The organism is Pseudomonas sp. RSB 5.4 (genome assembly GCF_037126175.1).
Lineage (GTDB): Bacteria > Pseudomonadota > Gammaproteobacteria > Pseudomonadales > Pseudomonadaceae > Aquipseudomonas > Aquipseudomonas fluorescens_H.
Genome location: NZ_CP146986.1, coordinates 2749232 through 2771876 on the forward strand (window position 1 = coordinate 2749232; position 22645 = coordinate 2771876).

The following is a 22645-nucleotide window of genomic DNA, read 5'->3' on the forward strand; positions in this document are numbered from 1 at the left end:
CATCAAACTGATTTTGACTTTGTTTTAAAGTCGTTAGCGGTCTTGGCCAGACCTTCATCAAGACTCTTGATCGGAGACCACCCCAGCACTTCACGGGTCTTGCTGATATCCACTTGAAGAGAGCCGTTGAGTCGCTGCGCGATATCCGCTCTGCCGAGAAGCCTCGCTGCAATATTCATGAGCGCAGCTGGAACAGGTATCAACCGGGCCGGTTTTCCGAGTGCTCCTGCCATTCGGCTGAGCAGTTCGGTGGTGGAAACATCTTCACCGTCGCTAACCATGAACGTCTGATTGGCGGCCCCGGGATGATCCAGGCAAGTCATGATCAGATCGACAAGATTATCCAGCGATACCAGACTGCGCTTGTTTCGAATCGCACCGAATGGCAAAGGAATGCCTTTGTCGAGCCAACTCATCATGCTCCTGAAGTTGGCTTTCACGCCCGGTCCGTAAATCAGAACGGGGCGAATAATGACCACCTCAACACCGGTCTCCTGCGACAAGCGCATCAACCCCTGTTCGGCTTCCATCTTGGAAATACCGTAGGGGTCCGCAGGCGCCGGCAGATCATCGGGCTTGAAGGGCGAGCCTGGAGCAGTCGCTTCACCATTGACCTTGATAGAACTGACAAAAATGAAACGTCGCACGCCTGCCGCCGCAGCTCGCCGCGCCAGGTCCAGAGTCAAATCAACGTTGACGGCACGAAACTCCGCCAAAGGATCGATTGAGGTGTCATTCATGACATGCACTCGAGCTGCGCAATGAATCACAGCAGCGACGTCATCAAAAGGCACACCCGAAAGGTCGGCACCTTGCTCGGGCATTACCGAGATTCGTACTTGCGGCGCAACACTGGCGTGACGTTGTCGGACAAGTGCGACAACCTGATGTTTTTGACTCAGCAGGCGCTCGATCAAAGTACTGCCGACGAATCCCGTAGCACCGGTTACCAGAATTTTATCGCTCATCGGGAGGCGACCTCCAGCTTCCGATAAATATCCAGATGCTGCTGCACCACCTTATCCAGATCGAATGCGTCCTGGGCCAGACGCCGTCCCGCAGCGCCCATGCGTTGGCGCATCAGCCTGTCCTCGATCAATCGCTGCAGCGCATCGGCCAGGGCAACTGAGTCCTTGACTGGAACCAGCAAACCTGTGACGTCACGCTCGATTGCATCTCGGCAGCCAGGAACATCAGTGGTAACGACCGCTCTCCCGCAGGCAGCTGCTTCGACCAGCACTTTCGGCAACCCTTCGCGATAGGAAGGCAAGACCACAATATGCGCTGCGGCGAATAGCGTCGAAATATCCTGGCGGTACCCCAGCAGCTCAACCAGCCCCTCTTCTCGCCAGGCCAGCATTTGCGTATCGGTGATCGTGGCAGGATTACCGGGATCAACATCCCCGATCAGCTGGAAACGGGCATTGACACCCCGAGCCTTGAGAAGACGTGCCGCTTCGACAAACTCGATAACACCCTTGTCACGTAACAGGCGCGCGGCCAGGCTGACAACCGGCGTGTCGGTTTCGATTTCAGACTCAAACGCATAAAGTTCCAGATTCACTCCGGAACCGCGAATCATCTCAGCCTTTGCACGATCCAGCGCCCCCATTCGAATCAACAACTCGCGATCATCCGGATTCTGGAAAATCACGCGCAGGTTCTTCTTGCCCAGCGCCAATCGATAGAACGTGCGGACAACGGTGCGCAAAACAGAGGCCTTGAGGCCTTTGGACAAAAAGACAAAACCCAAACCGGACACTGCGGCGACAACACTTTTCACAGGCGCCAGGCGAGCGGCAATACCACCGTAAATGACCGGTTTGATGGTAACCAGATGCAGAACCTGCGGCCTGATACGCCAAAGTAAGCGCCATATCGCGAACAGCGTCAGAAACTCGCGCAGCGGATTACTGCCGCTGCGGGACAAAGGCAAAACATGGTGCACGAAGCCACGCTCAGTGATCGTCTTCACCGCATCCCCGTCCATACTGGCAACATGAACTTCATAGCCGGCGCTTTGCGCGCCTTCGGCCACGGCCAAACGATGGGATACGAAGAAACCTGGGTCATTGACTATCATCAAGAAAGTCCGGGCCATTACTGCTCATCCAACCAGGATTGAAACATCAAAACACTCCATAGGTGATGCTGCCAATTGCGCTTGCCTTCAAGATGTTCTTCCCACATTTTTCGAATAGGCTCGGGATTGAAATAGCCGTCCTTCACGAGTCTTTGTTCCGCAAGAAGTATTTCAGCCCATTCCCGCAAAGGCCCGCGCAACCAGCTGTCCAGCGGAATACCGAAACCTTGCTTTGGACGCTCGATAAGCTCTTTGGGTACATGACGGTAAAGCACCTGCCGCAACAGCCACTTCCCTTGGCCCTCGCGAATTTTAAGATTGATCGGCATCCGCCAAGCGAGCTCGAACACCCTGTGATCCAGCATTGGAACTCGGGTTTCCAGGCTGACCGCCATCGACGCTCTATCCACCTTGACCAGGATGTCGTCTGACATGTAACCCCGGGCGTCCATGGCCATCATCCAATGTTCAAAATTATCGGTCTGCGGCCAGTTCTCGGAATCTGTAAAAAGATTCTTCGGCTCGCGACCGCCTTTAACAACACTGACGGGATCCGACCAATGACTGTTCAACTGGCGGTAGAACGCTTCACCGCTCGACAATGCCAAGACCCCTGCCAACTTGTGCGCTTTATCACCCGGTGTGGTCAGGTGGAAACGCTTGGGAAGCAGGGGCTTTGCCACGCCATATAGCCTGTCCCAAGTGGACGGCTTGAGTGAACGTAACAGGGTTGCTCCGCAAGCACGTAAAATTCGGGGTAGACGATTCATCCGTCCCCAGACTTTGCGTGCAACCAGATATCGGTTGTAACCCCCGAACAACTCATCACCCGCATCACCGCTCAGAACGACCTTTACTTGTTGCTCTGCCATCTGGCTGACAAGGAAGGTCGGGATCTGAGAACTGTCTCCGAACGGCTCGCAGTACATGGACGACAAGCGAGGAATCACTGCGAGTGCATCCTCTGGGCGCACATACAACTCAGAGTGTTCGGTGCCTAAATGCTTCGCGACGGCTTTGGCATGAATTGCCTCATCATACCCCCCTCGTCAAAGCCAATGGTGAAGGTTTTGATTGGGCGGCTGCTCTGGGCCTGCATCAGGGCAACAATAGTGCTGCTGTCTACGCCACCGCTAAGGAACGCCCCTAAAGGAACGTCAGCGAGCATCTGTTGACCGATACTCTTCGACAGTTGCGCCTCCAGAAGATCAACAGCCTCTAGCGGGGTGCCGGTAAATGGTTGCGCTATGCCTTTTTTTACTACCTCATTAACACTCCAGTAGATTTTTACCTGGGTATTTTTTGCAGTCGATATGTCATCCAGAGACAAGCTCAGATAACCGCCGGCAGGCAATTTGTAGATCCCTTTGTAAATACTGTAGGGAGCAGGTACGCAGTTGTGACGCAAGTAAAGTGTCAACGCATCGCGATAGACCTCACCGCTGAAATCCGGAAAGGATTTAAGTGCTTTGAGTTCGGAGGCAAACAGCAGCGAATTATTCTGCCATCCGTAATAAAGCGGCTTCTCCCCCAATCGATCTCGAGCCAGCGTCAAGAGGTTTTGCTGCTTGTCCCAGAATGCAAAAGCAAACATCCCGACCGCAGCCTTGAGTGTTTCCTCCACTCCCCAGAAAATCAGACAATTCAGTAAAACCTCGGTATCGGAATGCCCACGCAACTCCAACTCGCAACCGTCCTCAACCAACCGCTCCCGGAGCTCGTGGTGGTTGTAGATCTCACCATTGAAAACGATGACATAACGTCCGTTGATCGAATGCATAGGCTGATGCCCGGCCGGGGAAAGATCGACGATGGCAAGTCGACGGTGCCCCAATGCCAAACCAACCGAGGGATCTACCCATATGCCCGAGTCGTCCGGACCACGGTGGGTAATCGCATCGTTCATCTTCGTGATGATGGGTTCCAGCTCAAAATTTGAATGTGCACTGAAAAAACCGGTGAACCCACACATCAATGAAATTCCTTGCTTGCGCTAATTTGCTCATACACTTTGGTGAAGCGCGCCTTCGCACAGTCCATCGTGAAATTATCGAGAACTCTTTGACGAGCTTTCTCACCCAACGCCAAGCGTTCGTTATGATTAAACGCGATAAGCTTACGTAATCCTTCCGCCAATGCCTCGCAGTTTTCGGGCTCCACTACGATACCTGTTTCATCGAGCAAGAACGCCGCATCACCTACATGGGTAGCTACGCAAGGCAGTCCGACAGTCATGGCCTCCCCCAAAACATTGGGGAAGCCCTCCGTTCGAGAGTGAAGACAAAAGATATCCATTGCTTTCAGGCAAGCTGCAACATCACGTCTTTCACCAAGCAATACAAAACGATCAGAATAGCCGGAAGCCTCTATCCACGAGATCAACGTCTTATTGTCACGATTCAGGTCACGTCCGACCAGCAAAAACTTGACATTCGGACTTTCGGCGCATATCAGAAGTGCCGCTCTCACGAAATTTTCATGGTCTTTGTCGGGATTATATCTACCCAAACTTCCAACGACTAAATCGCCAGAAGCAAAGAGCGCAGCAGCGCGAATGGAGTTTCGCTCTTCCGTGGTGGCCGTTAGCACCTCTGGATTAAATCCATTGGGGATAACGATAATCTTGCTATTGTCATAGCCGATATTTACATGAGCCTTGCGAGAAGCTTCGGCAGCGCACACAATGACTCTAGGGATACTGCTCGAAAGAGCAGCGCACACTTTCCTTATCAGCCGTGTTACGCGACTGACGCCTCCGCCAACATCGGTCGTTCGAATTCCCCAAATTACATTTCGAATACCCGCTAAACGCGCCGCTACCCCGCCAATCAGATCGGCGTGATACATCCAGGTTTGCACGATGTCCGGCCGATTGAGGCGAAAGAAGCGATAAAGTTTATACATCACTTTAGGGATATCATATATCCCACGCATTCCCATCATAATGACGTTAATGCCCTGTTTTTGAAGCTGCGGACCAACTTTCCCGAGATCAGTGAGGGATATGACAAAATGCTCCTGCGCAGTATCATCCCGGAAAGATCCAACCAGTCGCTGAAGCATCAGCTCTGCCCCACCGACGTTCAAGCCGATGATTACATGCACTACTCTCATTAAGCCTGTACCTCATACCAGGCTTGGAACATCAAAATGCTCCAAAGCTTGGTGGAATGATCCACCCTGCCTTTCAAGTGCTCCGACCAGATCTTCCTGACTAGGGGAACGCTGAAGAATCCCTCATTCCTCAATCGCACCTCACCAAGTAAAGTCTCGGCCCAATCCTTCAACGGCCCTCGAAGCCAGGCGCCAACAGGAATTGAAAAACCCTTTTTCGGGCGTTCGATCAACTCCCGAGGAACGTGGCGATACAGCACCTCACGGAGAATCCATTTTCCCTTCCCATTACGAATTTTCATATGCAAAGGTAGCGTCCATGCGAACTCCACAACCCGATGATCGAGCATGGGAACGCGCGTCTCGAGACTGTTAGCCATCGCAGCGCGATCAACCTTGACCAGGATATCGTCGACCATATAAGTCGCTGAATCAATAGCCATCATCCAATTCTGATAACTATCAGTGGCAGGCCAGTCGTTGCAGTTATTCAGAATAGTCATCGGTTCATGCCCCCCTAGAACAAGCTCATCGGGATTTTGCCAATGGCTGATCAAACGACGATAAAAGTCTTCGCCACTTGTTGAAGGCATAACATTGGATAATTTCTTTAGCTTTTCCGGCACAGGTCCTGCTGCCAGCAATGTTTGAAGCCCCTGGCGCAACGGAAGCGGTGCTTTGCTCAGATTGTTCCATATTTTGGGCGACATTTGATAAGTGTTATAACCACCAAAAAGCTCATCACCAGCATCGCCACTTAAAGATACCGTCACATGCTCCCGAGCCATTTGACTGATAAGAAAGGTAGGTATTTGCGAACTATCAGCAAATGGCTCACAATAAATATGTGGTAATTTTGGAATCAACGATAACGCATCATTGGAACCGACATAGATTTCCGAATGTTCCGTGCGCAAATGCTCTGACACAGCCAGCGCATGCTCTGCCTCATTATAACCTGGCTCATTAAAACCGATAGTAAACGTCTTGACAGGCCGACTACTTTGGGCCTGCATTAGTGAAACAATTGTACTACTGTCCACTCCACCACTCAAAAAAGCACCGAGCGGCACATCAGAAAGCATCTGCCCTTGAATGCTTTTATTTAACTGGTGCTCCAAAGCATCTATCGCCTCGACATCGGACCCTGCGAACTGTTTTTTTAATCCGTTATTGATAGCGTCGTTGAGTTTCCAGTAAGCACGCGGCTGGCAACTCTTGGAAAAATCTTCAACTTTTATACTGACATAGTGCCCCGGCAGCAGCTTTTGTATTCCTTGGTAAATACTCAATGGGGCAGGAATATAGTTATGGCGCATAAACAAAGAAATCGCATCACGATTAATTTCTGCCTTGAATGACGGATGCACTTTTAGCGACTTAAGCTCGGAACCGAATAGCAGTACATCACCTTGCCATCCCCAATAGAGTGGTTTTTCTCCAAGTCGATCGCGCGCCAAGGTGAGCTTACGATCTTGCAAATCCCACAGAGCAATGGCGAACATCCCCACTGTAGCGACGAGTGTCTTTTCAACTCCCCAGCACGTAAAACAGGCAAGCAGGGTTTCGGTATCGGAATGGCCTTTCCAAGCTTCTGTCCACCCCTCAGTAATCAGTTTCTCGCGCAAATCCAGATGATTGTAGATCTCACCATTAAAAGCGATGACATAGCGGCCGCATTGGGAAGACATTGGCTGATGACCTGCAGCCGAGATGTCGACAATCGCGAGTCGGCGATGCGAAAGGCCGATGCGCCCCTCCGCCCCCAACCACTCACCATGATCATCAGGTCCTCTATGCAAAAGCGTGTCGCCCATTTTTTTGAGCAAATCCGTGGAGCTGGAAGCATCCGCTTTGGGTGTAAAAAATCCGGAAAAGCCACACATTGGTTCTAAGTATCCCTGATTTAACCGCCTGATGACGACTTGAAGAAAATATATAAACTGGAAACTCTAAATCCATTCACTACATATAATTTTCGACTCCCCAACCGAGTCCAGGCTGGAAGAATCTTGGATACCACTGCATAACAAAATAAAACAAAAAAAGCAACAAATAAGCTTGCAATCTCCAGAACGTCAACTGTAGTCCAGATACCAGAATCAAAATTAGCGCACTTTCAAAAATCCTCGCAGACACCGGAAGAAAGAAATAGGTCGAAAGATAGAAAATCAGCATCCCTATTTGAAATCCGTTTTCTTTTATGAATTCTTTACCCTGTGAAAAATAAACAAATGCAACCGCACTCCAGAAAACAAACCCCAAACCACTTATCTCTAAGTTATTCTCTCCATAAACCCCCGCCTGACGTGCCCCAAGGCTGGAAGCAAGAGCAAGCGTCAAGAGCGATGCAGCGCACCCCACCAATGCAAATGACATCACCCGCAATCCGGAAGAGAATTTTAGAAGGCGCAAGCATACATTGCAATAATAGACGGCAACCACAAAGAAAAACGAAGCATGAATAAATGGGGTGAGCAGTATCAGTAAGTTACGGGAGTACTTGCCACCAGCAAACCACCCCAACAAAAATACAGAAACACAGAACCCCTGACGTAGATGAATCACGTAATTTTTTAGAACCTGAGGCAAAAGAAGAAAGAGAAACAGAACGAAAAAAAACCGACTGTCTATCTTCAGAATCAAATAAGAACTGACAAAGGCCGAGAAGAATATAATAACACGCACAGTTTCCTGGTCATTTAACACCAGAGAAAGCAACATATTCACAAAAAGCCAAAATGGCTCATTTGTAAAAAAATGAGCCAGCCCTTCATTTAATCCACGAGTTATTAGCTCTGAAGAGTTTTCAACATAAAGCAGATAATTGTCCCGATCTACAAATGCATCTACGGGTAGCGATGCGAGAACCGAGGCGAAGATAAGCGCAAGCAAAAAAGACGCAACCGTATAAAGGGGCGTGGATTTGAACTTTATAACTTTTAAATTGTCCACTTATTGCACCTGAATCAAGCATTACTATAATTACTATAAACAGCGCGATCACTCTGCTGAACTGACAACCTGACTTAACGTTTTACCTGCCAACTTCAGCCGCACAGAGTAAGTACCAACACTCGCCGTGTATAAAATCCGGAACAACCATGACTGTCTATTGCCTAGCGAGGACTTCAGCACAGCAAAGCCATTCACCTTAGAGAAATTTTCTACACACGCCCCCATCGAAAATATTTCTGATTTCTTTATGTGCGCATGACTAAGCAAAGCCTTCTCACCTTCTGAACTATTATAAAAATCCAGAAGTAGATTCATGACATCTTTTTTTGGATAGAGATTATCTTCGTTATAAGAAAAACCAGGAATCTCACTGAAGAAACCATACGTTTCAGCTTCAGTAATGCTCTCTATACCGACGATTGCCGGAACACCCAAGCCAGAGGCTTCGATCAGTGCTGTACCAGAACCGACAAAAATGTCAAAACCCGCTACAACGTTTGAAAATTCGGAATAGTTAAAGCCACCCTTTAACTTAATCACGGCATCTAACTTGAGTTCACTAATCCTTTCAGAGATTTTTTCCTTTAACGGACCTTCTCCATAGATGTCATAGCTGACTTCAATCCCTTCATCCATGATTTTATCGACAACATCAAGCATCCAAATATTATAAGTCTTAAAGTCAACAAGCCGCCCAACAGTACCTATTTTCAGACAATTGCTGAAAATCTTTGGCTGCGCTTCCTTCCGTTGATCAATGACTCCTAATGGAAAGACATGTACATTACTGAAGTCTTTACCGGTCATACTGAAATAAAACTCAACCATTTTCTCGTTGAAAAACATCAACGCATTGTGTTTATGCAGCATGTTAAAAAAGTCGCGATTACATTTTTCAAAAAAAGGTAACCTATTTAACTTACGCCCCCAACAAAACTCCATTGAATGGTACAGACCAATGGAAATTGGAAGTTCTCGACCCACCGAAGAGGCAAGTCGCAAAACCATGTGTGCACAAAAACCATTAGACACATGAGCTGACTCAACGGAATCTACAATTTCCTTTACAATTTCGCTTCGGAGAGGATACAGCAGAGAGAACTGGTAAAAAATACTCCAGGATTGCGCAAAAACCGGCTGTATGAAATCTTCCAGAAAGTAAACATCAGCACATTCTCGAGCTTTACCTACTAGCTCCTTGTTGCTTTTTGATTCCTGTGACAACAGCACAATTTTTGTAGCCAGCCCTTGTTCTTTTCGAGCTTGCGCCATCCGCACATAGAATGTTTCTATACCACCCATCGCCAGAGAACCATGTACAAATAACATTTACAGCCGACCTCTCACTAGCGAGAACAAATAAAGAAATTTGTTTGCGTAAAAAACAGCACTCAAAATCAATACGCCAAACCACATTAAGTACGGGATAAAACCAAGTCCATCACCGTATAAGGCAACAACTACAGATACGAAGACTACCGAAGATGAACAAATGAAAAATTTCCCGTGTGGAAACCGGACCCATAACAGGTTTGAAACCTCCGCCCTCAAGAAAATATAAAGCAGGAACGCAATAGCACTTGCCGCTGCAGCGCCTCCAGCACCAAACTGCGGAATAAGTATGTAATTCAACACAAGATTGAGAAGCATACTGATCACAGTGACCATGGGTAGATAACGTGTTCTCCTGGATATACTAATGCCCACTCCAGAAACCTCGGCAACCATTATAAATAGCGGAGGCACCATGCATGCCGGAAGCATGAAGCGGGTTGCAGCGTAAGACTCTGGTAGCAACCAGCTGACTATAAACGAAAATAACGCAACTACAGCAATTAACACCAATGATATGAGCTGAACCAATTCTATTACGTCACCAACCTTTTCCTCAGCAACACCATCCGCGACCCACTTGTAGATCATCGGATGCCAAATAGTTGTAAATATCTGCTGAAAAAGAATCGCCACTCCTGCCAATGTCGAAGCGATTGAATAAACAGCCAGCTCTGACAGCGAAGAGAGTTGCTTTAGCATTATTCTGTCTAAAAAGCTCAACCCCCAAAAGGCCAGGCCGTTCAACATTAATGGAAAGCCGAAATAAAACAATGCCTTCACACCAACATTTTTTTGCGTCCCGTTATCCGAAGCTCGATATTCAATGCACAGATAAAACGCCATTATCAAAACAACAAGCAACCAACTCAAACCCTGCATACTTGCCAAAGCGATGAAATTATTCAGTTCCGGAAAAAAATACACGCATAAGACAAGCAGCAAGAATAGCAGCTTGGGAAACACCCTGGTCATACTGTACGCAAATGACAACTCTTTCATTCTTAAAAACACAGAAAGAAATCGCTCAAAATACAATATTACAGCCGACACTAAAAAAATCGCGAATAATAATTGGCTTTTAATTTCGAAGAGCCAACAGGTAAATATTTCAGCATAAAAACTGGCCAGGCTTATCGATAGTAACAATGCAGAAAAACCAGGAATCAAACAACTCCTGGCCAATCTACTAGTATCATTCACTTCGTTGAAATTTCTCACGTACGACTGATCAAGCCCAAAAGAAAAAAACACCACAATCAACGAAAGCGAGAGCTGAAAAAGTGCTATGCGCCCTACATCATCCGGAGGGAACAGCCACGCCAGTAATGGTAAGGATAACAGGCTAAGTACGGCTCCTAGAGCAGTTCCCACTGCATAGACAGAAACCGTTCTAAAATTCAACTAAAGAACTCCTGCACCGCCTTTACTACTTGGTCTACTTCGCTTTCACTGATACCAAACCAAATAGGCAAACGAATCAAGCGCTCGCTTTCTTTTGTGGTGTTTACATCGGAGCCATGAAACCGGCTGTAGCGCTCTCCACATACAGCAGAGTGTAAAGGAACATAATGGAATACAGCGTGAATTTTCCGTTCACTGAGATGCTTCAGCAACCGGGTGCGAACATCCAGCTCTTCAACTTTGAGATAAAACATATGAGCATTATGCTCACATTCGGAGGGTACAAAAGGCAGGCTTATTGCGCCTGTGGACGCAAGCGGAGCAAGCTTGGAATAATAGGAGTTCCAAGTTAATAAGCGATTATTTTTGATCTCTTCGGCCTTTTCCAGTTGCCCCCACAGGAATGCAGCTTGCAATTCCGATGGAAGATAACTGCTACCGATATCTACCCAACTATATTTATCTACCATACCGCGGAAAAATTGGCTGCGATTAGTGCCTTTTTCGCGAATAATTTCCGCTCTACCAACAAACCTCTGATCATTGATCAGCAATAATCCACCTTCGCCACCACTTGTATAGTTCTTGGTCTCATGAAAGCTGTACGCACCAAGATGCCCAATACTTCCGAGGGCGCGACCTTTATAAGTAGCATTCTGCCCTTGGGCAGCATCTTCAATAACGAAGAGCTTATGTCGCTCAGCAATTTCCATGATGGTGTCCATTTCGCAAGCTACGCCCGCATAATGGACTGGTACTATGGCTCTGGTTTTTGAGGTAATAGCTGACTCAATAAGCGTCTCATCAATATTCATAGTATCTTTTCGGATATCGATGAATACGATTTTTGCACCACGCAGCACAAATGCGTTGGCTGTACTGACAAACGTATAGCTGGGCATGATGATCTCATCACCCGGCTGAATATCAATCAATATAGCTGCCATCTCTAAAGCTTGGGTACACGATGGAGTCAATAATGCCTTGAAGCAGGAGGTACTGTGTTCAAACCATTGATGACACAGCCCACTATAATGACCGTCGCCGGAAATCTTAGAGCTACGCATGGCTTCCATTACATACCGATCTTCATTTCCAGTATAAGGAGGCTTATTAAACGGAATCATATTTTCCCCATTATTTACGACTCATCATGAGAGCGTACTAGATACCACTACATTAACATTTAACCAATGAGCTTCTTTCTGACATAAACTGTCTTCCCAGCTCAAGTTTAGAAATACATACCTCATCACTCGCTTGTAATTGGCTGACACCTAGATATGCCACAATAACTCTCCAGCCAATATCAATTCATTTCAAAAAAGCCACATACCAAGGCATGGCCTTAGCGATACCCTGCTCAATTCCGAATGCTGGTACATAGCCTAAAAGCTCACTGATTTTGGTAATATCGGCTTGCGAATGACGAACATCACCAGCCCGGAAATCACGGTAAACGGCTTCTTTTGTGTAATCCACCCCATTTAGCGCCAACTCCGATTTCAGCGTTGCAAAAAGCAAATTAAGATCTGTGCGACCGCTGACTGCGACGTTGTATACCTGATTCAGCGCTTTTTCATCTTTAGTCGTCGCAGCCAAGAGATTCGCTTGAACTGTATTTTCGATAAAACAGAAGTCCCGACTAGTCTGACCATCACCATTAATGAAAACGTCTTCACCCCTGATCATCGAAGCAGTCCATTTCGGTATTACTGCTGCATATGCCCCTGCTGGATCCTGGCGCTTACCGAAAACATTAAAATAGCGCAAGCCAACTGTCTTAAATCCATAGCAGCGAGCGAAAACGTCTGCGTAAAGTTCATTAACGTATTTTGTGACCGCGTAGGGAGACAACGGTTTGCCAATCACGTCCTCAACTTTTGGCAAGCCTGGATGATCACCATAAGTTGAACTACTTGCCGCATATGTAAAGCTTTCGACCTTTGCGTCTCGCGCTGCCACCAACATATTCAAGAAACCATCTATATTAGTCGAATTGGTGGTGACAGGATCATTCAGAGAGCGAGGGACCGATCCGAGCGCCGCTTGGTGTAAAACATAGTTCACACCTGAACAAGCGGCATTACAGGCCTCCAGATCCCGAATATCACCTTCTATCAACTTGAAGCGCGACCATTGCTCCGAGCTTACCTGTTGCTTGACTTCCTCAAGATTATGCAAGTGACCAGTTGCAAAATTGTCCAGACCGACGACGAATTGATCGAGCTTGAGCAAAGTCTCGAGCAGATTCGACCCGATAAATCCGGCAACACCACTAATGAGCCATTTTTTTTGAGCCAGCGGTAGATCTTTTAATAAAACTTCGTAGCGTGTCATATAATTCGATTCAAATAATGTTGGTTAAAGCCCAAGTCGATACTTGGGCGATTAAGAACCGGAATTTACAAACGAATATCGGACTCCGAGCTATCAAGTAGGTACTTAAGATCGTAAAGCACGTGTTCAGGCTTACCGAAAGAGCGTATTTTTTCTACACCCAACGATTTGAATTCGTTGTGAGCAACGGCCACGACAATGCCATCATAAGCATTTTTCGCTAGCTGAGTGATTGGCGTAATTCCATACTCATGCTGAGCCTCTGCACTGTCTGCCCAAGGATCAAATACGTCAACCTCGATATTATGCTCTTTCAACTCGGCAATTATATCTACGACGCGCGTATTGCGAAGATCAGGGCAGTTCTCTTTAAATGTTAGCCCCATTATCAGAATACGTGCACCATCAACGTGAATCCGGCGCTTCAACATAGCTTTCACGAGCTGAGATACTACATAGGCCCCCATACCATCATTCAGGCGACGGCCAGCGAGGATGATTTCAGGGTGATAGCCTATGGCTTGAGCCTTATGTGTCAAATAGTAAGGATCTACGCCGATACAATGACCACCCACCAAACCTGGACGGAATGGCAAGAAATTCCACTTCGTGCCGGCGGCCTGCAATACCGCCTCAGTATCGATCCCCATCTTATTAAAAATGATCGCCAATTCATTAATCAGCGCAATATTGACGTCCCGCTGGGTATTTTCGATAACCTTCGCAGCTTCAGCCACTTTAATACTGCTGGCTTTGTGGGTTCCCGCAGTGATGATTTCGTTATATAGATTATCAACAAGATCAGCCACTTCAGGTGTTGATCCCGCCGTTACCTTTTTGATTGTGGTAACACGGTGCTCTTTATCACCAGGATTGATTCGCTCAGGACTGTAACCAGCAAAAAAATCCACATTGAATTTCAATCCTGAGACGCGTTCGAGGACAGGTACACAATCTTCTTCCGTTGCACCCGGGTAAACAGTAGACTCATAAATGACGATGTCATCTTTTTTCAAAACTTTACCGATGGTCTCGGAAGCTTTGATCAACGGCGTCAGATCGGGTTGCTTGTACTGATCGATAGGCGTTGGAACAGTTACGATGAATACATTGCAGTCTACAAGTGTATCAAGGTCATGACTGAAGCGAAGATGCTTGGCCTGTTTCAGCTCTTCGTTGTCCACTTCCAGCGTTGAATCGTGGCCTGCCTGGAGCGCGGCAATACGCGACTGGTTAATATCGAATCCTACAACAGCCCGGCGCTTGCCAAATTCTACTGCTAATGGCAGCCCCACGTACCCCAAGCCAATAATGGCAAGTTTAATATCTTTTAGTTGATACATAATTAAAGCCTAAATTATCCTATGAATTTGTTCTTGATAAATCCGAACAACCCCGAACTCACCGAGCATATTTCCATATATCGGGTCAGAGGAGGTATAAGTGAATTACGCTTATATACCGGATTCTCCTGAGTACGCTGACTTCGCCGAGCACCATATTGCGCAGGTAGCCTGAAAAGCGCAGCATAGAGGACTTTTTTTCCAGCGGAACCGCTGTATTTTGATTTCACTGCAAAGGCAGGCTGATCGAGTGATCGCCAGCCCTCGAGCCGAGCACTCGCTTGGGTCTCGCGCCCTGTTATTGCAACGATATTCACGTATCAGACCAGATCGAGGCTGAGCGAGCATGAACGAAGCAAGCAGAAATATAAAACTGCATTGCGTCGACGGGTCACTCGATCAGGTTTCCACCAATGCATTTCTTGCATCATTTCGACTTGCATTGCTAGCACCTCCTCATGTGGCGGGGCTGCTCATGGGCCAGCACTCTCGCTCTCGTTTGATAATTCCATGGCTGTATAGCCTAGCGGGCAATCTATCCCTGCTATCAGTCGATTTAACGCCCTTTGGCCGCCAATTATACGACCACTGGAGTACTTCTGTTAATTGAAATTAGGGCGCGACGGATTTTTTTAGATAGCAGGCTAACGATTTTAACCCATAGAATTCCTCAAAAAACAAGCCCGAAATTTGGAGAATTACAGGGAGTAATATAGATCTTGATCATCCCAAGGTTACAGATTCACGATGACATTGCGCCATGGAAGTCCACTCAAAGCGAGCAGTGCGAAGGGAATTAGAGACTGGTTGGAGGATTGATTTGAAGAGCAGGCATCATTGCATAACTTATTTGTTTCAGACTGCACTACAGCATCGAACTGTAGCTCAGCCTGATAGTAAAAATCTAAAGGTAGCTCAAAGCCTTGGCGCGACCTTTAGCGATAAACACCCTGACAAATGCGATGAGCAAGCTTAAAACGACACCGACAAATAACCCTTCGAGCAGGATCAGTATTTTATTCGGCTTAATCGGAAAATCAGGCGAATATATTGCGCCATCCATTCGATAAACAGAAATCGATTCAGGCGTTACCTTCATCCCTTTGAAATAATCCAAACGAGACTCCAGGGAGCGCAACCCGTCAATGAAAGGGTCTTCTATTTCACGGGATTCAAGATTTTCGATCTCAGCTTTTAATGCCTTTGTACCGCGCATATAGATTAGCTGACCTTCCATACTCCCGGACATTTCAGCGGAAAGATTCCCTGATATAATCAGCGGCTTTTCAAGATTAATTTCTTCTGCAACTCGCAAGGCCTCTTTCAATTTGACGATCCAGTCATTGCGAATCGCAAGACCCTTCTCTCGGCGAATTGAAATTTGCCGCTCAAGGTCGCCGGCAAGAACCTGAACTTCTCGCTGAGCATTTTGAATTATTTCCTGCTTGGTAGCTTCACCCGCTTTCTTGACATACATGTCGACCCATTCTGCGACCTGGCTTGCACTGCGGCCTTGGAAAGAAACCGAGTAACGATCGGGTAAATCCTTCGCACTAGGTGCAATCAAGAGTTTCGAAGCGAATTGTGCATACAGCATTTCTTGAGACTGTTTTTGCTCTGCCTCCGTCAAAGTTGGCAGATACATATTCAAAAAAAGTTCGCGCTTCAATGATTCGGATTGCAGATTTCGAAGATAAACCGAATAGACTTCTTTAACCGTAAATGGATCCATATCAGATTTTTTGCCACGCCCAAAATTCAGCGCAACGATATCACTTTGCTTCGGCGGCAAAACAAAGGCACGCGCCTCGTAAACAGGTTTGGCTAAATATGCATAGATAACTGCTATCAAAAGGCATATAAGCGTTATCAAAAAAATCAGTCTTTTCTGAGAGAACATCTCTGAAAAAATTTCATAAAGATCGATTTCATCATTTCTGGATTGAGATCCATGATTATTTTGCATACAACCGCCATACCCTCTATTTATATCAGGAGATTACCCACTTCAGGGAATTCGCGCTGAACATTATTTTTCATGATTTAATTGTTCAAGAGATCAAACCCGACCCGAATTTGCAGCCAATCAACAATCAGAAACGGCGCCACCCTCCCCCAATCTCAGGAGGTTATTGATCACGCATGTGAGCCTGATTCAAATTTCTTCCATGCCTACGCCGCAATAAAAACAGTGTCCGTAGCGCTGGTCCAACCAGCATGCCAATCAGCAACGTCAAAATGATTAAAAGAGAAATAGGTAATCGCGGAGTCGGCACTCCTAAAAACACCAATTCTACAGACTGCTGATTCTCAAGTGTAAAACCGAGTACAATCAAAACGACCAAGAATACCAACAAAATGGTTAGTTTTTTTTTCATTTCATGCACTCCTGGAACCAGGCCGAGCGCTTAAGAATTTTCAACTTCATCTTCATTGACTCGATCCCTTAGCTCTTTACCCGGCTTGAAGTGTGGAACGAATTTTCCGTCGAGACTAACGGATTGACCGGTCTTAGGGTTACGACCGACGCGCGGCGCGCGGTAGTGCAGAGAAAAGCTGCCAAACCCACGGATCTCGATGCGATCACCGGTAGCCAGGCACTGGGACATTTGTTCAAGCATGGTCTTGATGGCCAGCTCCACATCCTTGGATGAGAGTAGCCCTTGATGGGTGACAATTCGTTCGATCAACTCCGACTTCGTCATATTTTTCCCTTCTTTTTCAAGCAGCTAGATCAGCGCTTGAAAGGTTTTAGCACGCCCGGAAGATTTTGAACAGCCCAGGGATTGACATATCTTTCTCGGCATCGTTACACCCGTTTTCATTACTCAAAAAAGCACCAAACCGGGTCAGAGCGCATTCAGCGACACATCACGAGCATGGTTCGAGTGACGTAGCCTGCGGGATTGAAGCCGAACGGATACTCATCTTCATCCTTCGCCTGATCAGATCGGGTGATCACCCTGTAACCCGCCCCCTTGCACTCCTTCGCCGCGCGCCTTTGACATTTTTCCCACCCTGACCCCAGACCAGAGCAGTCAATTTCTATACCACTGGCACCTCGCACAGCATGAGTCTTGGCACTCGTGGTACAGCCAGCCAAAACCAACAACGCCATCAAGACAATAAATCTGTTCATCCACTTCCTTATGCCAGGCAATGCCCGACTACTGCACGACTAATACTCAGCTTAGTCGCGAATAGGCGATTGATCCGATTAAAGAAACAGACAACCAGGCGGAAGGATTGGTTTCACGACAAACCCGATACAGCCCAATCACCCTTCTCCACCAAATCACAGGCACAAAAAAAGGGCGACCGAAGTCGCCCTTTTTCATGATCAAGCAGAACTTAGTTCTGTTTGGCCATTGCTTGACGCAGCAGTGCAGCCATAGTGGTGTCTGCTTCGCCTTCAGCCGCCGGAGCCGATTTCAGGCTCTGGATAGCTTCTTTCTCTTCAGCATCGTCTTTCGACTTGATCGAGAGCTGGATCACGCGGCTCTTGCGATCAACGCTGATGATCTTGGCTTCAACTTCCTGGCCTTCTTTCAGAACGTTGCGCGCGTCTTCAACGCGGTCACGGCTGATTTCGGAGGCTTTCAGGGTCGCTTCGATGTCGTCAGCCAGAACGATGATGGCGCCTTTGGCGTCAACTTCTTTCACGGTGCCAGTAACGATAGCGCCTTTGTCGTTAACCGAGACGTACTCGGAGAACGGATCGCTTTCCAGTTGCTTGATGCCCAGGGAGATGCGCTCGCGCTCTGGGTCAACCGACAGGATGACGGTGTCCAGCTCGTCGCCCTTCTTGAAACGACGTACGGCTTCTTCGCCCACTTCGTTCCAGGAGATGTCGGACAGGTGAACCAGACCGTCGATGCCGCCGTCCAGACCAATGAAGATACCGAAATCGGTGATCGACTTGATGGTGCCGGAGATCTTGTCGCCCTTGTTGAACTGGCCAGAGAAGTCTTCCCATGGGTTCGACTTGCACTGCTTGATGCCCAGGGAGATACGACGACGCTCTTCGTCGATGTCCAGAACCATGACTTCCACTTCGTCGCCGACTTGTACGACTTTCGAAGGGTGGATGTTCTTGTTGGTCCAGTCCATTTCAGAAACGTGTACCAGACCTTCAACGCCTTCTTCCAGCTCAGCGAAGCAGCCGTAGTCGGTCAGGTTGGTTACACGAGCGGTAACGCGAGTGCTTTCTGGGTAACGGGCTTTGATAGCAACCCATGGATCTTCGCCCAGTTGCTTCAGGCCCAGGGAAACACGGTTGCGTTCGCGATCGTATTTCAGAACCTTGACGTCGATTTCGTCACCAACGTTGACGATCTCGGAAGGATGCTTGATGCGCTTCCAGGCCATGTCGGTGATGTGCAGCAGGCCGTCCACGCCACCCAGATCGACGAATGCGCCGTAATCGGTGAGGTTTTTGACGATACCTTTGACTTGCTGGCCTTCCTGCAGGGATTCCAGCAGAGCTTCACGCTCGGCGGAGTTCTCGGCTTCCAGGACGCTGCGACGGGAAACGACAACGTTGTTGCGCTTCTGGTCCAGCTTGATGACCTTGAATTCCAGCTCTTTGCCTTCCAGGTGCGTGGTATCGCGCACTGGACGGACGTCAACCAGGGAACCTGGCAGGAACGCACGGATGCCGTTAACGTCGACAGTGAAGCCGCCTTTAACCTTACCGTTGATAACGCCCTTGACCACTTCCTCAGCTGCGAAGGCTGCTTCCAGAACGATCCAGCATTCAGCGCGCTTGGCTTTTTCACGGGACAGCTTGGTTTCACCGAAACCGTCTTCAACCGAATCCAGAGCAACGTGAACTTCGTCACCGACATTGATAGTCAGGTCACCAGCATCGTTGTAGAACTGTTCCAGCGGGATGAGTGCTTCAGACTTCAGACCAGCGTGAACGGTTACCCAGCGAGCCTGGTAATCGATATCAACGATAACACCGGTGATGATGGAGCCTGCCTGAAGGTTCAGGGTCTTTAGGCTTTCTTCAAAGAGTTCCGCAAAGCTTTCGCTCATTTTAATTCCTGTAGATGAGGGCGAAGAATACGCCCATCTCCACACCCCAGACGGCGTGGGTTAGTTTCATTTAAAAGAAGCGCTGCAGGACTATGACTGGTCCCCTGCGGCCTTCTTGGTCACCCGGCGATATCGCGAATGGCGATCTCGCTCATGATGCGTTCAAGCACCTGATCGATGGACAACTCCGTGGAATCCAGCTGTATCGCATCTGCCGCCGGTTTGAGCGGGGCTACTGCGCGCTGGGTATCACGCTCGTCGCGTGCACGGATCTCATCTAGCAGACTCGACAGACTAACACCCTCGACTTTGCCCTTCAACTGCAAATATCGGCGGCGCGCCCGTTCCTCGGCACTGGCGGTGAGGAAAATCTTCAACGGTGCATCAGGAAAAACCACAGTACCCATGTCACGACCATCGGCCACCAGGCCCGGCACCTCCTGAAAAGCACGCTGGCGCTGCAGCAGCGCCTCGCGGACTGCCGGCAATGCAGCCACCTGAGAAGCACCGGAACCGACGCTTTCAGTGCGGATGACATCGCTGACTTCATCACCCTCCAGAATGATGCGCTGCAGCTGACCGTCGGTCGCCGCGATGAACTGCACATCCAGATGAGCGGCCAGTTTCTTCAACAGCTCTTCATTGGTCAGGTCGACACCATGATTGTGCGCAGCGAACGCCAGCAGGCGATACAGCGCACCGGAATCCAGCAGGTTCCAGCCCAGACGCTTGGCCAAGATCCCGGCGACCGTGCCCTTGCCCGAACCGCTTGGCCCATCGATGGTGATGACCGGTGCAATGTTTTTCACGACTGAGCCTCTTGAGCCACACGAATGCCGACCTGCGCGCACAGCGCGAGGAAGTTCGGGAACGACGTCGCGACGTTGGCGCAATCATGAATGCGGATCGGGGCAGTGGCGCGCAGCGAAGCGACGCTGAAAGCCATGGCGATACGGTGATCACCGTGACCATGCACTTCGCCACCACCGATCTGGCCGCCATCAATGATGATGCCGTCCGGGGTCGGCTGGCACTTGACGCCCAGCGCCAGCAAGCCGTCCGCCATGACTTGAATACGATCCGATTCCTTGACGCGCAGCTCTTCGGCACCGGTCAGCACGGTACGGCCTTCGGCGCAGGCCGCCGCCACGAACAGCACCGGAAATTCGTCGATGGCCAGTGGCACCAGCGCTTCCGGAATCTCGATACCTTTCAGTTTAGCCGCTCGCACGCGCAGGTCAGCTACAGGTTCGCCGCCGACTTCACGCTGGTTTTCCAGGGTGATATCAGCGCCCATCAGGCGCAGGATGTCGATCACACCGGTACGGGTCGGGTTGATGCCGACGTGCTCCAGCACCAGCTCGGAACCTTCGGCGATCGAAGCCGCCACCAGGAAGAACGCCGACGACGAGATGTCGCCCGGCACTTCGATGTGGGTCGCGGTCAGCTTGCCGCCGGATTCGACCGACGCCGTGGCGCCATCGACGCTCACCGGATAGCCGAAACCACGCAGCATGCGCTCGGTGTGGTCGCGGGTCGGAGCCGGCTCAGTGACTGTGGTCTTGCCTTCGGCGTACAGGCCCGCCAGCAGCAGGCAGGATTTCACCTGAGCACTGGCCATCGGCATGGTGTAGGTCAGACCCTTGAGCTTGTGACCGCCACGAATGGTCATCGGCGGACGACCTTCGGCAGCGGTTTCGATCACCGCGCCCATTTCACGCAGCGGGTTGGCCACGCGATTCATCGGACGCTTGGACAGCGACGCATCGCCGGTCAGGGTGCTGTCGAAGTTCTGTGCCGCCAGCAGGCCGGACAACAGACGCATCGAAGTGCCAGAGTTGCCCAGATAGATCGGACCCGGCGCCGGCTTCAGGCCGTGCAGGCCGACACCGTGAATGGTCACGCGACCGTGGTGCGGGCCTTCGATGACCACGCCCATGTCGCGAAAAGCCTGCAAGGTCGCCAGGGCATCTTCGCCCTCGAGGAACCCTTCAACCTCGGTCACGCCTTCGGCCAGCGAGCCGAGCATGATCGAACGGTGGGAAATCGATTTGTCACCTGGTACGCGAATCCGACCGGACAGGCGGCCACCAGGTTGAGCCAGGAAAATCAGATCGTTGGAATTCATAGCGTCCACATAGGCCCTGCGGGCCAGGATTTTACTGAAATGCTCGCGGGCAACCCGGGCGCGCGTGAAGACGCCCAACAATTGGTGCCCATCCCCTGCATCGACCGCGTCGCGCAAGGCGTCGAGGTCGCTGCGAAATGTATCGAGTGTGCGCAGGACAGCCTCGCGGTTGGCGAGGAAGATGTCGTGCCACATCACCGGGTCGCTTCCGGCGATTCTTGTGAAATCGCGGAAACCGCCCGCAGCGTAACGGAAGATCTCAAGGTTTTCATTGCGTTTGGCCAACGAGTCGACCAGACCGAAGGCCAGCAGGTGCGGCAGATGACTGGTCGCCGCCAACACTTCATCGTGGCGCTCGACCTGCATGTGCTCGACGTCGGCACCCAGTTCGCGCCACAAGCGATCGACCACCGCCAGTGCGGCCGGGTCGGTTTGCTCGAGCGGCGTCAGAATCACTTTGTGCCGCCGGAACAGCTCGGCATTGGAAGCTTCCACCCCACTCTGCTCGGAACCGGCAATCGGATGCCCCGGGACGAAACGCGCCGGCATGCCGCCGAACGCCTCGGTCGCCGCGCGCACCACATTGCCCTTGGCGCTGCCGACATCGGTCAGAATCGCCTGACCCAGATCGACGCTCGCCAGACGGGCCAGCACCTTCTCCATGGCCAGAATCGGCACCGCCAGTTGAATCACGTCGGCGCCCTGACACGCAGCGATCAGGTCATCCTCACAACGATCCACCACGCCCAACTCGACCGCCAGCTTGCGCGATTGCGGGTCGAGATCGACCCCGACCACCTCACGGCAGATACCGCTTTCACGCAAGCCTTTGGCAAACGAACCACCGATCAATCCCAGACCGACGACCACAAGGCGACCGATCATAGGTGCAGCAGATTGCAG

The 22645-nt window shown here is 49.6% G+C and carries 17 protein-coding genes and 1 pseudogene; all 18 read right to left on the reverse strand.

The window, feature by feature from the left end; all coding sequences use genetic code 11:
- Positions 1–2: 2 nt before the first annotated feature.
- Positions 3–968, reverse strand: coding sequence for an SDR family oxidoreductase (locus V9L13_RS12310; RefSeq protein ID WP_338802637.1), 966 nt, complete (start codon positions 966–968; stop codon positions 3–5).
- Positions 965–2101 carry a glycosyltransferase family 4 protein gene (locus V9L13_RS12315; RefSeq protein WP_338802638.1) on the reverse strand — a complete coding sequence of 379 codons (1137 nt, stop codon included), beginning with the start codon at positions 2099–2101 and terminating at the stop codon, positions 965–967. Before V9L13_RS12315 ends, V9L13_RS12310 begins: the two co-directional genes overlap by 4 nt.
- Positions 2101–4055, reverse strand: a pseudogene (gene asnB, locus V9L13_RS12320) (asparagine synthase (glutamine-hydrolyzing)). Before asnB (V9L13_RS12320) ends, V9L13_RS12315 begins: the two are co-directional and overlap by 1 nt.
- A complete protein-coding gene (locus tag V9L13_RS12325; protein WP_338802639.1) occupies positions 4055–5197 on the reverse strand; it encodes a glycosyltransferase in 1143 nt (380 codons plus the stop codon). The pseudogene asnB (V9L13_RS12320) and the gene V9L13_RS12325 overlap by 1 nt, the downstream one beginning before the upstream one ends.
- Positions 5197–7083, reverse strand: coding sequence for an asparagine synthase (glutamine-hydrolyzing) (asnB, locus tag V9L13_RS12330; protein WP_338802640.1), 1887 nt, complete (start codon positions 7081–7083; stop codon positions 5197–5199). The genes V9L13_RS12325 and asnB (V9L13_RS12330) overlap by 1 nt, the downstream gene beginning before the upstream one ends.
- A 79-nt stretch (positions 7084–7162) precedes the next feature.
- Entirely contained in the window at positions 7163–8152 is a 990-nt protein-coding gene (locus V9L13_RS12335) for a hypothetical protein (RefSeq protein WP_338802641.1), read from the reverse strand.
- 48 nt (positions 8153–8200) lie between these two features.
- A complete protein-coding gene (locus V9L13_RS12340) occupies positions 8201–9484 on the reverse strand; it encodes a hypothetical protein (protein ID WP_338802643.1) in 1284 nt (427 codons plus the stop codon).
- Complete coding sequence (locus tag V9L13_RS12345; RefSeq protein ID WP_338802644.1) at positions 9485–10891, reverse strand: oligosaccharide flippase family protein; 1407 nt, start codon at positions 10889–10891, stop codon at positions 9485–9487.
- Positions 10888–12018: a dTDP-4-amino-4,6-dideoxygalactose transaminase gene (rffA, locus tag V9L13_RS12350; RefSeq protein ID WP_338802646.1), complete on the reverse strand. Its 1131-nt coding sequence runs from the start codon at positions 12016–12018 to the stop codon at positions 10888–10890. Before rffA ends, V9L13_RS12345 begins: the two co-directional genes overlap by 4 nt.
- Positions 12019–12205: 187 nt before the next feature.
- The gene (locus V9L13_RS12355; protein ID WP_338802648.1) at positions 12206–13231 is read right to left on the reverse strand and encodes an NAD-dependent epimerase/dehydratase family protein; all 1026 of its coding nucleotides are present in this window, start codon (positions 13229–13231) and stop codon (positions 12206–12208) included.
- Between the two features lie 65 nt (positions 13232–13296).
- On the reverse strand, positions 13297–14574 hold the full coding sequence (gene tviB / locus V9L13_RS12360) for a Vi polysaccharide biosynthesis UDP-N-acetylglucosamine C-6 dehydrogenase TviB (protein ID WP_338802649.1): 1278 nt from the start codon (positions 14572–14574) through the stop codon (positions 13297–13299).
- A 904-nt stretch (positions 14575–15478) separates the two neighbouring features.
- Entirely contained in the window at positions 15479–16540 is a 1062-nt protein-coding gene (locus V9L13_RS12365) for a Wzz/FepE/Etk N-terminal domain-containing protein (RefSeq protein WP_338802650.1), read from the reverse strand.
- A gap of 163 nt (positions 16541–16703) precedes the next feature.
- On the reverse strand, positions 16704–16952 hold the full coding sequence (locus tag V9L13_RS12370; protein WP_338802651.1) for a DUF1049 domain-containing protein: 249 nt from the start codon (positions 16950–16952) through the stop codon (positions 16704–16706).
- A 30-nt stretch (positions 16953–16982) separates the two neighbouring features.
- On the reverse strand, positions 16983–17279 hold the full coding sequence (gene ihfB / locus V9L13_RS12375) for an integration host factor subunit beta (RefSeq protein ID WP_338802652.1): 297 nt from the start codon (positions 17277–17279) through the stop codon (positions 16983–16985).
- 155 nt (positions 17280–17434) lie between these two features.
- The gene (locus V9L13_RS12380; protein ID WP_003226896.1) at positions 17435–17713 is read right to left on the reverse strand and encodes a hypothetical protein; all 279 of its coding nucleotides are present in this window, start codon (positions 17711–17713) and stop codon (positions 17435–17437) included.
- A gap of 212 nt (positions 17714–17925) precedes the next feature.
- A complete protein-coding gene (rpsA, locus tag V9L13_RS12385; protein WP_003226898.1) occupies positions 17926–19614 on the reverse strand; it encodes a 30S ribosomal protein S1 in 1689 nt (562 codons plus the stop codon).
- A 119-nt stretch (positions 19615–19733) separates the two neighbouring features.
- Complete coding sequence (gene cmk, locus V9L13_RS12390; RefSeq protein WP_003226900.1) at positions 19734–20423, reverse strand: (d)CMP kinase; 690 nt, start codon at positions 20421–20423, stop codon at positions 19734–19736.
- Entirely contained in the window at positions 20420–22627 is a 2208-nt protein-coding gene (locus tag V9L13_RS12395) for a bifunctional prephenate dehydrogenase/3-phosphoshikimate 1-carboxyvinyltransferase (protein ID WP_338802653.1), read from the reverse strand. The genes cmk and V9L13_RS12395 overlap by 4 nt, the downstream gene beginning before the upstream one ends.
- Between the last annotated feature and the right edge of the window lie 18 nt (positions 22628–22645).

Excerpts from the sequence above, each read along its gene's own strand:
- rpsA (WP_003226898.1), bottom strand. The coding sequence starts at position 19,614 with ATGAGCGAAAGCTTTGCGGAACTCTTTGAAGAAAGCCTAAAGACCCTG.
- rffA (WP_338802646.1), bottom strand. The coding sequence starts at position 12,018 with ATGATTCCGTTTAATAAGCCTCCTTATACTGGAAATGAAGATCGGTAT.
- V9L13_RS12315 (WP_338802638.1), bottom strand. The coding sequence starts at position 2,101 with ATGGCCCGGACTTTCTTGATGATAGTCAATGACCCAGGTTTCTTCGTA.
- V9L13_RS12380 (WP_003226896.1), bottom strand. The coding sequence starts at position 17,713 with ATGAACAGATTTATTGTCTTGATGGCGTTGTTGGTTTTGGCTGGCTGT.
- asnB (WP_338802640.1), bottom strand. The coding sequence starts at position 7,083 with ATGTGTGGCTTTTCCGGATTTTTTACACCCAAAGCGGATGCTTCCAGC.
- ihfB (WP_338802652.1), bottom strand. The coding sequence starts at position 17,279 with ATGACGAAGTCGGAGTTGATCGAACGAATTGTCACCCATCAAGGGCTA.
- V9L13_RS12370 (WP_338802651.1), bottom strand. The coding sequence starts at position 16,952 with ATGAAAAAAAAACTAACCATTTTGTTGGTATTCTTGGTCGTTTTGATT.
- V9L13_RS12325 (WP_338802639.1), bottom strand. The coding sequence starts at position 5,197 with ATGAGAGTAGTGCATGTAATCATCGGCTTGAACGTCGGTGGGGCAGAG.
- V9L13_RS12310 (WP_338802637.1), bottom strand. The coding sequence starts at position 968 with ATGAGCGATAAAATTCTGGTAACCGGTGCTACGGGATTCGTCGGCAGT.
- V9L13_RS12340 (WP_338802643.1), bottom strand. The coding sequence starts at position 9,484 with ATGTTATTTGTACATGGTTCTCTGGCGATGGGTGGTATAGAAACATTC.
- tviB (WP_338802649.1), bottom strand. The coding sequence starts at position 14,574 with ATGTATCAACTAAAAGATATTAAACTTGCCATTATTGGCTTGGGGTAC.
- V9L13_RS12395 (WP_338802653.1), bottom strand. The coding sequence starts at position 22,627 with ATGATCGGTCGCCTTGTGGTCGTCGGTCTGGGATTGATCGGTGGTTCG.
- V9L13_RS12365 (WP_338802650.1), bottom strand. The coding sequence starts at position 16,540 with ATGCAAAATAATCATGGATCTCAATCCAGAAATGATGAAATCGATCTT.
- V9L13_RS12355 (WP_338802648.1), bottom strand. The coding sequence starts at position 13,231 with ATGACACGCTACGAAGTTTTATTAAAAGATCTACCGCTGGCTCAAAAA.